The organism is Micromonospora sp. WMMA1998 (assembly GCF_027497375.1).
GTDB lineage: Bacteria > Actinomycetota > Actinomycetes > Mycobacteriales > Micromonosporaceae > Micromonospora > Micromonospora sediminicola.
This window is the reverse complement of record NZ_CP114911.1, coordinates 4,316,268-4,327,326: the sequence shown is the minus strand read 5'-3', so window position 1 is coordinate 4,327,326 and position 11,059 is coordinate 4,316,268. Positions and strand designations below refer to the sequence as shown.

Below are 11,059 nucleotides of genomic sequence, written 5' to 3'. Positions count from 1 at the left end.
GCTACTCCCGCGATACGACGAACCAACCCAGCGCAGCTAGAGCAAGCAGCAGTCCTACGGCCAACAAGATGCCGGAGATCAGGAAGGGCATGGGGATGAGAGACGTGGCCTCCAGGATCAGCACCGCGGCCGCGACTAGCGCGAGGCCGACGCCGATGCGGACTCTCCGGGCCTGCTGGTTCTCCGTCGGAGGGGCCGGGCGCGTCCAGGCTGCGGGGAACCGTCGTGATACAGCGAGACGGACGCCGGCCATGAACAGGAAGAGGAAGAAGAGCACGAGCACCAGGCGGACGGCGACCAACACCACGTTCGTGTCACTCATGCGGCCATCGTTCAGGGCATGTCAAGGCTAGTTGCACGGGCCGTTGCACGACGGGGTACGGCGACTCTCTGACCTGGGGAAATGCGGGTGCCTGAAAATCGGAAGGTCGGCGGTTCGACCCCGCCCCTGGCCACATAGCCTTTCGCCGGGCTACAGGAGCGCCGACCAGCGGAAACGCCGGTCGGCGTTCTGCTTTACGCCCGGCGAGTCTGGACGACTCCTCGGGGGACGTTAGGGTGCGGCATGACCGAGGTTCCGCTGACCGGTGGGCACATCGCTCGTGAGGTCGTCCGGATCGGCGGAACCGTGCACCGCCGAGGCGGTGAAGAGAACGCGCTCAGCGTGCGGCTGCTCTCCCACCTGGAAGCCGTCGGCTACCCGTACGCGCCACGGCACCTGGGAGTCGACCCGCACGGTCGGGAGATGCTCACCTTCATCCCCGGGGAAACCACGGACCACCCCAGCCAGCGGGCGGCCGGAGCGTACGCCTTGGGCGGGAGGATGCTCCGTGCCCTGCACGACGCCACCTCCGGTCATGCCCTGGCCGCTGGCGCCGAGTGCGTCGTCCATGGTGATCCGGGTCCCTTCAACACGATCTTCCAGGGCGGCCTTCCGGTTGCCTTCATCGACTGGGACTCGTGTCGCCCGGGCGACCGGCTCGACGACCTCGGTTACATGGCGTGGACCTGGTGCATCCAGTCGCAGGGCCACGTACCGGTGGCGGACCAGGCCCGTCACCTTCGTGAGCTACGCGACGGCTACGGCGATGTCGAGCCCCAGTCGCTGATCCGGGCCGTTCTGCGCAGGCAGACCGAGCTCGCCGAGGTGGAGGAGGCCAACCTGCGCGATCCGCGACACTCTCCCGCGCGGCGTCGCCACGCCGAGTGGGCGGTCGCGTGGGCGCGGGCGGACCGAGCCCTGGTCGTACGGCACGAAGAGGAGCTGTTCGCCGCCCTGGCCGCGCCGCGGCGACCGTCGGACCCGAGCGCGTAACCGTCGCCGGGCCGCGCGGAGATCCCAGGCCGGCGCGAACGCCGCCGGGGATCGTCGTGCCACATCGCCGGCGACCCGCCACTCAGGCGCAGCAGGTGCTCTCGGCGGCCTTGGCCAGCTGCGGGGAGTCGGCCTTGACGGTGTACACCTCCCACGGCTCGTCGCCCGGGCCGCGCACCCAGACCTTGTCCTGGAGCGCGTAGCAGCACTCGGTGTCGTTCTCCTCCAGCGTGACCGGGCCGGCGTCGGTGAGGCGGCCGATGGCGGCGGCGACCTCGTCGGTGCTGGCCACCTCGACGCCGAGGTGGTCCAAAACGGTGGGCCGGCCGGGCTCCCCTTTGAGCAGGACGAGCTTCAGCGGGGGGGGTTCCCGGGGAAACGGTACGAGGACTGGAAGCTCACCGACCCCGCCGGGCAGCCCCTCGACGTGGTGCGGCAGATGCACGACGAGATCAGGGCGAGGGTCGCGGCGCTGGTCGCCGGCCTCCGACGCGACTGACGCGGCTCACTGCGGCGTCTGGCCGCGACGCCACACCTCGCTCTGCACGCCGTGCCGCTCGGCGGCGTGCCGCTCCTGCTCCAATCGCGCGGCGCGCGCGGCGGCCGCGTCCTCCGGCCCGGACAGCCGCGCCCGGTCCCGCCGGGCCACCAGGACGAACGCCCCGATCATCAGCACCGCCATGACCACCAGCAAGCCGACCAGCGCTCTCATGCCGTCGAGCGTAGGAAGACCGGTCAACCCCCTTGCGCTTCAAGGTTTGTAATGCAAACCTATTTGGGTCACAGTAGCTCGATGCCCCGGGAGGAACCATGTCGTCCGCACCGTCGCCCCGCGAGGAGAGCCCGGAGGAACTGCTCGAATCGGTGACCACGCTGCGCCGCAGAGCGCGGGCGGCCCGCCAGGCGTACTGGTTCCCGCTCCTGCTGTTCGGCGTGCTGACCGCCGCGGCCGCGCCGCTGTACGTCGAGTCGACGGAACCGGCCGCCCTGCGCGCCACCCCGGACAACCCGCCGCTCACCGGCCTCGGCGGCGACTTCCTGGAACGGTCGGCCGCGCTCGGCTGGTACTGGTTGGCCGCACTCGTCGGCGGCTACCTGCTCAGCCTCGCCTGGTACCGGCGGCACGGCCGGCGCTCCGGCGTGCAGACCCCGACCCGGGCGTACGTCGTCGCCGGCATCGCCGGCACGCTCGTCGGCCTCGTCCTCCCCGTCGTGCTGGAGTTCCTGCTGTTCAACACGGCGGCACCGGTGTCGGACGGCACCCGGTGGCTGACCGGCCCGCTGCTCGGCGCCGCCAACCGCGGCATGCTGCCGCACCTCGTGATCGCCCTCGGCTTGGCGGTACTCGCCCACCTGGAACGCAGCCGACGCCTGTGGATCGTGGTCGGTCTCCACACCGCCGTGCTCGTCGCGGTGAACGCCTGGTTCCAGGTCGCCGACCTGCAACCGGGCGACCTCGACCGATTCAGCTTCATGCTGGCGGCCCTGCTTCCCGTGCCGGTCCTGCTGGTCGGCGGGGGTGTCGCGCTCGCCGCCACCAGGCAGCAGCACAATGGGTACGCGTGAGCACCGAGGACGGCCCCCGCAGCGCGCCGGCGTACCCGACGAACGGCCTCGACGACACCGTCCACCAGCGGCACCGGCTCGGCATCCTGACCATCGCCGCGGAGAGTGAGCGGGTGGAGGTCGTCTATCTCCGGGAGGCCCTCGAACTCACCGCGGGCAACCTGTCGAGGCACCTCACCGTGCTGGAGGAGGCGGGCCTGATCCAGGTGGAGAAGGGTTACCACGGTCGTCGGCCGAGAACCTGGATCCGGATCACCCGGGAGGGCCGGCGGGCCCTGCTCGCCGAGATCACCGCCCTGCGGGCGCTGCTCATCCGCCACACGGCCCTCGACCCCGGCGCGGACCCCGCCTGAGACCGGGATCCGTCAGCGGCCCCGGCGTGGGGGGCGGTTCTGGGCCATGCCGCCCTGGATCGCCTCCCACACGCTCCGGCCCGCCTGCCGCAACGTCTGCCCGGCCTGACCCGCCAACTGCGCGGCCCCGCCGGCCGAACCCGGCTCCGGCCCGGCGCCTCTCCCACCGCCCGGCCGGTCGCCGCCCGAACCGGTGTCCCCGCCCTCGCCGCCCGAACCGGCGGCACCGCCCTCGCCGCCCGAACCGCCCGAACCGGCGGCACCGCCCTCGCCGCCCGAACCGCCCGAACCGGCGGCACCGCCCTCGCCGCCCGAATCGGCGGCACCGCTCGCGCCCCCCGCACCGGCGCCCTCGGCGGTCCCGCCGCCGTGCTGCCCTGATCCGGGGTCGCCGCCACCCGGTTCCGCGGCCCGCCCGGAACCCTGACCCGCCCCCACCTCACGCGCCGCGTCACCGGCCGGTCCGGCTCCGGGGCGGTCCGCCCGGCCCTCGTCGGTGCGGACGGGGCCGCTGCCGACCCCCGAGCCGGCGGCGAACTCCGCCGCGGTCTCCGCGGCCGGCCGGACCGCCGATGCGGTGACCTCGGCCGCGGCCCGGTCCACGACCGGTTCGCCGAGCTGACCGGCCGCGCGGTGCACGTCCTCGACCGTCGCCCCGACCGACCGGGCCAGCGCGTCGATCAACTGTGGGTTCCGGTCGATGGTGGTCAGCGCCCGGTCCAGGATCTGCACCAGCTTCTCCAACCGGACCTTGAGCAGCGCCTCGGCCCGGACGCCGGCGATGTCCAGCTCGACGCCCTCCAGGTGCACCCGGACGCCCGCGTCGAGCTGGAGCAGGTTGGCCAGCCGGGCCCGCAACGACAGGTCCGCGTCCAGCCCGTCGACCGCCAGCCGGATCTCGTCGACCGACAGCTCCGCCACGTCGAGCAGGACGTCCGGCTCCGGCCCGGCGCCGCCCCCCTGCTCCGGCCGCTCGTCGGCAGGCTCCGGCACGCGTTCGCTGGCTCGACTCTCGCTCATGCTCCCCGCTCCCCCGTCGGCCGGTCCGTCCGGTCCGGGTCAGCGGCGGTTACCCGCTTTGCGGTACGGCATCCGTCGGCCGCGGCCGCGGCCGGGTTCGTGGATCGACGACCATGCCCTTCCCGGTTGTCGGAAACCCGGGGTCCCGCTCTCCGGAAGCGGGCACGACGAAAGCTGCACAGCGGGACATGAGCCGGTATGGTCCGGGCCTATGGGACAGGAGATGACCGATCCGGATGAGGTCCGGCAGGAATCCGACCGCTTCTCCCTCCGCAGCAGCCTCCTGGTCCCCGTGCCCGTGGAGCAGGCGTACGCCGTCTTCACCGGCGCGCTGGATGACTGGTGGGTCCGCGAATACACCTGGTCCGGGCCGCAGGCGCTGGCCGGGCTCGGCATCGAGCCGCGGGCCGGCGGCATGCTCTACGAGATCGGCCCCTACGGCTTCCGCAACGACTGGGGTCGCGTGCTGACCTGGGACCCGCCCCGGCGGCTGGTCTTCACCTGGCAGATCGGGCCGGACCGGGTGCCGGTGCCGGATCCGGCGCGGGCCAGCGAGGTGGAGGTCCTCTTCCATCCGGAAGGCGACGGGTCGACCCGGGTGGACGTGGAGCACCGCTACTTCGACCGGCACGGCTCGGCCGCCGAGGGCTACCGCGAGGCGCTCACCGCGGGCTGGCACGAGTTGCTCTGCCGCTACCTGGCCACGGTCGCCCGCACCGGAGACTGAACGGAGCCGGCGGTCAGCCGGTGATGCCCCGGCTCATGTCCGGGCCGCTCACCCCCGTACCACCCAGGTCGGCCCGCCGGCCGGCGTCCGCGCCCGAGCCGTAGCCACCTCCGGCGAGGCGGCGGCGCGGGGCGGTACGCAGTCGCGGGTACACCTCGGCGAGCCGCCGCTGCACGCGGTCGGAGCGGTCGGCGAGTACCAGCGCCACCGACGACGCCCCGGCCTCGGCGGCCGCGCCGGCCTCCGCCGCACGCAGCCGCTCGGCGACGACCTGGGCGAAACCGGCCAGCCAGGTGCGCCGGTACGCGGCCGGATGCTCGCCGTCCGGCACGACGGCCCCGGCCAACCCGTGGGCGGCCTGCACCAGCAACGAGGTGAAGAGCAGCTCGGCCCGTTCCAGGTCGCTCGCGAAGCCGAACAGGTGCATGGCGAACCCGGTGCCCTGCCGGCGGCGTACGCAGCGGCAGCGCAGCGGGTCGGCGACCGCCGCGAGCAGGCCGGCCTTGTCCCGGGCGTACGGGGCGACGACCTCGACCACCCGGTCGCCCACCGGGTCACGGGTCGGGTCGGCGGCGGCCAGCAGCGCGCGGTCGACGCCGTAGCGGGCGATCAGCTCGGTCGCCTTGGCCATGAAGGCGGCCGACTCGGCGGGGGTGCAGGCCGGGTCCTCGGCCTGGGCGAGCAGCTTGCGCACCTTGCTGAGCATCGCCTCGGACATGCCCCAGAGCTATCACAGGGCCGTCGGGCGCGAGCGTTCAGTCCTCGCGACTGCGCAGCGTGGCGATGGTCGAGCCGGCGAGGGTGAGCAGGCAGTCGGGCAGCAGCCCGTCGGCCGCCGCCGCGCCGAACAGCGCCTCGCCGGTGTCGGCGTCGTCGTTGGCGCACGCGCTGACGAAGCGCGCCACCCAGCGGGTGTCGTAGTCGGCCTGGTCGATGCCGGGGAAGTCGAGCGCGGCGGCACCGGCCGGCGCGTCGTCGCCGAGCATGGTGGCGGCCAGGCACCAGGCCACCCCGTACGCCCCGGACAGCCCCGAGCGGCCGACCACCGCGTCGAAGGCGCCGACCACGCCGTCGCCGTCCCCGACCAGCGCCGAACGGAGCACGGCGGTCGCGTCGTCCAGCGTCTGCTGTGCGTCGTCGGTCACCTGCGGAACAGTAGCGCCGGGGGTCAAGCGGTGACCCCGGATCGGCCCGACGATCACGCACAGTGATTCCCGCAGTCGGGGTGCCGACGGAGCCCACTCCACAGTCCCGCCCGCCGCGCCGGCACGCTAATGTGCGCAGCGGACCTTCGCCCGAGGAAGGACGACCATGCTGAGAACACGCACGTCGCGCGCGGCCCTGTCCACGGCCTGCGCGGCGCTCCTGCTCGCCACCAGCGCCTGCGGGAGCGACGAGCCGAAGGACGCGGCCACCACCCAGGTACGCCTCTACGGCACCGACGGCAACATGCTCAACTCCTACGCCGCGTCCCTCAAGGACCGGGCGGATCTCCTCAACGGCATGAAGGGCACCACCCCTCTCACGCCGCTGCCGGAGAGCTTCAAGGAGCGGCTACGCAACGTAGACCCGAAGCTGACCGACTATCTGTACTCGGCGGAGTCGTACGACGCCGTGGTGATCAGCGCGCTGGCCGCCCAGCTCGCCGGCACCACCGCGCCGGCCGAGATCGCCAAGCAGATCGTCGGGGTGACCACCGGCGGTCAGCGCTGCGACGAGGTGGCGGCCTGCCTCCAACTCGCCCGCGCCGGGCAGGACATCGAGTACCGGGGCGTGTCGCTGACCCGGGCCGGGTTCACCGACGCCGGCGAGCCGGCCACCGCGAGCTACGGCACGTTGCACTTCGACAACGAGAAGATCGACGACGCGAAGACCGAGTTCGTCGGCGCGGGTGAGGACTCGGGCGCGAGCAGCAAGGCGCCGCCGCGCGGTCGCAAGGTGCGCGACGGCAAGGCGAAGGACGCCCCGCTGGTGCTCGGCGGCCTGCTGCCGAAGACCGGTGACCTGGCGCTGGCGTACCCGCCGATGGCGGCCGCCGCGGCGCTCGCCCTCGCCGAGGTCAACGCGGCCGGTGGCGTACTCGGCGAGCCGGTGAAGTGGGTCGACGGCGACGACGGCACCAACCCGGCGGTGGCGAAGGCGACGGTGGCCTCGCACGTCGGGCAGGGTGTCCAGGTCATCATCGGCGCCGGCGCCTCGGGCATCTCCCGCGCGGTGCTGCCGGACGTGGTGGCCGCCGGCCGGATCCTGTTCTCGCCGTCGAACACCGACGCGGGCCTGAGCACCGTGGACGACAAGGGGCTCTACTTCCGCACCGCGCCGCCGGACAGCCTCCAGGGCCGCGCCCTGGCCGACGTGATGCTGCGGGACGGGCCTCGCAAGATCGTGATCCTGGCCCGCAAGGACTCCTACGGCGAGGGTCTCCAGGAGAACGTCCGGGCCGAACTGGAGAAGGCCGGGGTCGGCGCGGACCGGCTCAAGCTGCTCACCTATCTGCCGCCGGAGGACCCGAACACGCCCGTCGACTTCGGTGGCCTCGCCCAGGAGATCAAGGGCTTCGGTCCGGAGGCGGTGCTGCTGATCGGCTTCGGTGAGTCCATGCCGTCGATCACCGCGATGGCCGACGCCGGAATCCAGTTCAGCAGCTGAGACGCGCACGACGGGGGCCGCACCGGGACGACCGGTGCGGCCCCCGCTGTCTCAGCGGGCCTTGCGGCGCTCCAGGAACTCGGTCATCCGCCGCTGCTTCTCCTCGTCCTCGAAGAGGACCGCCTGGCTGAGCAGGTCGAGCTGCGGGTGCGCGGCCGGCGGCGCGTCGACGGCCAGCTTGGTCAGCCGCAACGCCAGCGCGGAGCCCTTGGCCATCTCGTCGAGCAGCTCGTGTGCGGTGGACAGCAGCTCCACCGGGTCGGCCACCACCCGGTTGACCAGACCGATCCGCAGCGCCTCGTCGGCGTCCACCCGCCGGCCGGTGAACAGCAACTCCTTCGCCCGGGCCTCGCCGATCAGGGCGGGCAACCGGTAGGTCGCGCCCGCGCCGGCCAGAATGCCCAACCGTACCTCGGGCTGACCGAACACCGCACGGCCCGTGCACACCCGCAGATCGCAGGCGTACGCCAGCTCGGCGCCGCCGCCCAGCGCCGGGCCGTCGACCGCCGCCACGGTGGGCATCGGGAGCGCCCGGATCCGGGCGAAGACGCCCTGGTTGATCGCGGCCAGCGCGTCCAGCCGGCCGCGTTCGCGGAGCTGGGCGATGTCCGCGCCGCCGGCGAAGATGCCTTCGGCGCCGCCGGTGAGCAGCATCAGCCGGGGTCGCGCCTCCAGCTCGGCGCAGACCGCGTGCAGTTCGCCGACCAGGTCGGCGTCGATCGCGTTGCGCTTCTCCGGCCGGTCCAGCGTCACCACCAGCCGGTCCGGCAGTTCCTCGATCCGCAACCCACTCACTGTTTGACGCCGTCCTTCCACGTGTAGAAGCCCTGGCCGGACTTCTTGCCCAGCTTCCCGGCGTCCACCATCTCCAGCAGCAGCGGCGGCGGCGCGAACCGGTCCCCGTACGCGGCCTGGAGGGTGCGCGCGATGTCGAGCCGGACGTCCAGCCCGACCAGGTCGGTCAGCTCCAGCGGCCCGACCGGGTGCCGGTAGCCGAGCACCATGGCCTTGTCGATGTCGGCCGGGCTGGCCACCCCGTCGGCCACCATCCGGATCGCCTCCAGGCCGAGCGTGACGCCGAGCCGGGAGGTGGCGAAGCCGGGCATGTCGCGTACCACGACGGGGTCCTTGCCCAAGCGGCCGGCGAGCGCGACGGCTGCCTCGGTGGTCTCCGGCGCGGTGGCCGGGCCGACCACCACCTCCAGCAGTGCCATCGCCCAGACCGGGTTGAAGAAGTGCAGCCCGACGAAGTCCGCCGGGCGGTTCAGCCCGTCGGCCAGCTCGGCGATCGGGATGCTGGAGGTGTTGCTGCCCAGCAGCACCGGTCGGCGGCCCTCGGCCTCGCGGAGCACGGCCCGCTTGAGGTCGAGCCGCTCGGGCACCGCCTCCACGATCACGTCCGGTCCCTCGGCCACCTCGGCCAGGCCGGCGCGCAGGGTGACCCGCGCCCGGTTGGCGGTCGCCGCCTCCTCGGTCAGCTTGCCCCGCCGCACCCCGCGCTCCCACAGCTCACCGAGCCGCCGGACGGCGTCGGCGCCCCGGGCCGGGTCGACCTCGACCAGCTCGACCGCGTACCCGGCGCCGGCCGCCACGTACGCGATGCCGAGGCCCATGGTGCCGGCCCCGACGACCACAAAACGACCACTCATCGACGTCCCCTCGCCGCGGCGGGGGCGGGCGGGGTCTCCGCCGCGCCGGGCCCGGCCGCTCGCTCCTGGATGCGACCCTATGCAGGGCCGGGCCGCCGGGCATGCGTGGGGGCGGAGCGGACGGGGTACAGACGGCCGTCAACGCCGAAGGAAGGATCGAGATGAGCCAGGCACCGGAGAGCGCGCAGAACACCGAGACGGTCGAGACGCGCGGCGACGAGCGGGTGGACCTGCTCCGCGCGGACACCAACAACGACGGCAAGACCGACGTCTGGGTGGTGGACACCGACGGCGACGGCAAGGCCGACCTGTTCCAGTTCGACACCGACGGCGACGGCAAGGTGGACATCACCATGGTCGACATCGACGAGGACGGCACGCCGGACGAGGTGGTCGACGGCGACGGTGGCCTGCCGCCGGAGCAGACGACGCCCACCGTCCAGGTCTGAGATGCAAGGAAGGGCCCCTTCTTATCGCCTGAGCGATAAGAAGGGGCCCTTCCTAACGCCTGAGAGCGAGCGTGGCGAGGTAGTAGGGGTGGTCGGTGTCGTCCACGTCGGTCAGTCGCCACGGTGAGCCGTGGACCAGCTCGGCGAACTCCTCGGGCGAGCAGACCAGGTAGTCGAACCACTCGGTGCCGAGCAGCCGGTAGCGCAGCCGCAGCCGCAGCTGCCCGCCCAGCCGGCCCCGCCGCCGGTTCCGCTCGTGGTAGCCGGTGTGCACCGGGTCGGTGGTCCCGTACGGGTCGGTGCCGTGCGCGATCACCGTCGCCCCCGGCCGGGCCAGCGCGGCGAGCGCGGCCAGCAGCGCGGGGGCCCGCTCCCGCCCCTCGAAGAGCCCGAGGTTGTTGCCGAGCAGCAGGAACGTGTCGTAGCGCCGTCCGTCGGCGACGTGCTCGTCGACGGTGCCGTGCACCAGCTCGCGTACGCCCCGGTGCCGACTGACCCGCAGCGCGCCGAGCGAGGTGTCCAGGCCGGTGACCGGCACGCCGCGCTCCTGCAGGTGCAGCGCGATCCGGCCGGCGCCGACGCCGACGTCGAGCACGTGCCCGTGGACCCGGTCGACCGCCCGGTGGTCGTGTGGCTGCCAGCGGTCCGGCGGGTCGAGGTAGTGGCCGGCGGGCGCACCGTTGACCAGCCCGTCGTCGCGCTCGATGATCTCGATGACCGGGCGGGGCAGGCGCCCGCCGGCCATCGGTCGGGGACCGATGCCGGTCGCCACCGCGTACGCGTCGCGGATCATTTCGCCGAACACGTCGCCGATCTCGGGTTCCCCGGTCATGAGAGAGCACGCTATCCGGGCTCGGCGCCGCTGTCGCAGCCGTATCCTGGGCGGCGTGACCGACCTGGACCGCCTTGCGGCGGAGAAGTACGTCCTGCTCACCACGTTCCGCAAGGACGGCCGGGCGGTGGCGACCCCGGTGTGGGCGGTGCGCGACGGCGACGCGCTGGCGGTGTGGACCGTGTCCGACTCCGGCAAGGTGAAGCGGATCCGGCGCGACGGCCGGGTCACGGTCGCGCCGTGCGACGTGCGCGGACGCCCCCACGGTGAGGCGGTGCCGGCCCACGCGACGATCAGCGACCAGGAGAGCACCCGGCGGATCCGGGGCCTGCTCAAGCACAAGTACCGGCTGATCGGCCGGCTGAGCCTGCTGGGCAGCCGGCTGCGCCGGGGGGAGGGCGGCACGGTGGGGCTGCGGATCGTCCTGGACGGACCGGCCCCCGGACACGATTAAGGGCGGTGGCCCGTCGGCCGACCGCCCTTGATCGGGATTGCCTGA

General features: G+C 73.3%; 16 protein-coding genes. 7 read left to right on the top strand and 9 right to left on the bottom strand.

Annotated elements, in window-relative coordinates; translation table 11 throughout:
* Position 1: 1 nt before the first annotated feature.
* The gene (locus O7600_RS19700) at positions 2 to 322 is read right to left on the bottom strand and encodes a hypothetical protein (protein ID WP_281589418.1); all 321 of its coding nucleotides are present in this window, start codon (positions 320 to 322) and stop codon (positions 2 to 4) included.
* Positions 323 to 565: 243 nt separating this feature from the next.
* Between O7600_RS19700 and O7600_RS19695 the strand changes: the two genes are divergently transcribed.
* Positions 566 to 1,315 (top strand): aminoglycoside phosphotransferase family protein, encoded by a 750-nt coding sequence (locus tag O7600_RS19695; RefSeq protein ID WP_281589416.1) that lies wholly within the window; start codon positions 566 to 568, stop codon positions 1,313 to 1,315.
* Positions 1,316 to 1,397: 82 nt separating this feature from the next.
* Here O7600_RS19695 and O7600_RS19690 read toward each other — a convergent pair whose 3' ends face one another.
* On the bottom strand, positions 1,398 to 1,760 hold the full coding sequence (locus O7600_RS19690) for an ArsI/CadI family heavy metal resistance metalloenzyme (protein ID WP_348651348.1): 363 nt from the start codon (positions 1,758 to 1,760) through the stop codon (positions 1,398 to 1,400).
* 60 nt (positions 1,761 to 1,820) lie between these two features.
* Complete coding sequence (locus O7600_RS19680) at positions 1,821 to 2,027, bottom strand: hypothetical protein (protein WP_281589415.1); 207 nt, start codon at positions 2,025 to 2,027, stop codon at positions 1,821 to 1,823.
* Between the two features lie 98 nt (positions 2,028 to 2,125).
* On the opposite strand from O7600_RS19680, the gene O7600_RS19675 reads away from it, so the two are divergent.
* Positions 2,126 to 2,881: a hypothetical protein gene (locus O7600_RS19675; protein ID WP_281589412.1), complete on the top strand. Its 756-nt coding sequence runs from the start codon at positions 2,126 to 2,128 to the stop codon at positions 2,879 to 2,881.
* A complete protein-coding gene (locus O7600_RS19670; RefSeq protein ID WP_281589411.1) occupies positions 2,878 to 3,234 on the top strand; it encodes a transcriptional regulator in 357 nt (118 codons plus the stop codon). Before O7600_RS19675 ends, O7600_RS19670 begins: the two co-directional genes overlap by 4 nt.
* Positions 3,235 to 3,246: 12 nt before the next feature.
* Here O7600_RS19670 and O7600_RS19665 read toward each other — a convergent pair whose 3' ends face one another.
* Positions 3,247 to 4,254, bottom strand: coding sequence for a hypothetical protein (locus O7600_RS19665; RefSeq protein WP_281589409.1), 1,008 nt, complete (start codon positions 4,252 to 4,254; stop codon positions 3,247 to 3,249).
* A gap of 211 nt (positions 4,255 to 4,465) precedes the next feature.
* Here O7600_RS19665 and O7600_RS19660 point away from each other — a divergent pair, with 211 nt between their 5' ends.
* Complete coding sequence (locus tag O7600_RS19660) at positions 4,466 to 4,981, top strand: SRPBCC family protein (RefSeq protein ID WP_281589407.1); 516 nt, start codon at positions 4,466 to 4,468, stop codon at positions 4,979 to 4,981.
* 13 nt (positions 4,982 to 4,994) lie between these two features.
* On the opposite strand, the gene O7600_RS19655 is transcribed toward O7600_RS19660, so the two are convergent.
* A complete protein-coding gene (locus tag O7600_RS19655; protein WP_281589405.1) occupies positions 4,995 to 5,699 on the bottom strand; it encodes a DUF2786 domain-containing protein in 705 nt (234 codons plus the stop codon).
* Between the two features lie 37 nt (positions 5,700 to 5,736).
* A complete protein-coding gene (locus O7600_RS19650) occupies positions 5,737 to 6,126 on the bottom strand; it encodes a hypothetical protein (protein WP_281589403.1) in 390 nt (129 codons plus the stop codon).
* A gap of 166 nt (positions 6,127 to 6,292) precedes the next feature.
* Between O7600_RS19650 and O7600_RS19645 the strand changes: the two genes are divergently transcribed.
* A complete protein-coding gene (locus O7600_RS19645) occupies positions 6,293 to 7,630 on the top strand; it encodes an ABC transporter substrate-binding protein (RefSeq protein WP_281589401.1) in 1,338 nt (445 codons plus the stop codon).
* 51 nt (positions 7,631 to 7,681) lie between these two features.
* Here O7600_RS19645 and O7600_RS19640 read toward each other — a convergent pair whose 3' ends face one another.
* Both O7600_RS19640 and O7600_RS19635 read right to left on the bottom strand, forming a co-directional pair.
* Entirely contained in the window at positions 7,682 to 8,425 is a 744-nt protein-coding gene (locus O7600_RS19640; RefSeq protein ID WP_281589399.1) for an enoyl-CoA hydratase/isomerase family protein, read from the bottom strand.
* Positions 8,422 to 9,279 carry a 3-hydroxyacyl-CoA dehydrogenase family protein gene (locus tag O7600_RS19635; protein WP_281589397.1) on the bottom strand — a complete coding sequence of 286 codons (858 nt, stop codon included), beginning with the start codon at positions 9,277 to 9,279 and terminating at the stop codon, positions 8,422 to 8,424. Before O7600_RS19635 ends, O7600_RS19640 begins: the two co-directional genes overlap by 4 nt.
* A gap of 161 nt (positions 9,280 to 9,440) precedes the next feature.
* Here O7600_RS19635 and O7600_RS19630 point away from each other — a divergent pair, with 161 nt between their 5' ends.
* Entirely contained in the window at positions 9,441 to 9,728 is a 288-nt protein-coding gene (locus tag O7600_RS19630; RefSeq protein WP_091565690.1) for a hypothetical protein, read from the top strand.
* A gap of 52 nt (positions 9,729 to 9,780) precedes the next feature.
* Here the strand turns inward: O7600_RS19630 and O7600_RS19625 are convergent, their stop codons facing one another.
* Positions 9,781 to 10,560 carry a class I SAM-dependent methyltransferase gene (locus tag O7600_RS19625; RefSeq protein ID WP_091565695.1) on the bottom strand — a complete coding sequence of 260 codons (780 nt, stop codon included), beginning with the start codon at positions 10,558 to 10,560 and terminating at the stop codon, positions 9,781 to 9,783.
* Positions 10,561 to 10,615: 55 nt separating this feature from the next.
* On the opposite strand from O7600_RS19625, the gene O7600_RS19620 reads away from it, so the two are divergent.
* Positions 10,616 to 11,014: a PPOX class F420-dependent oxidoreductase gene (locus O7600_RS19620; RefSeq protein WP_099163059.1), complete on the top strand. Its 399-nt coding sequence runs from the start codon at positions 10,616 to 10,618 to the stop codon at positions 11,012 to 11,014.
* Positions 11,015 to 11,059: the final 45 nt, after the last annotated feature.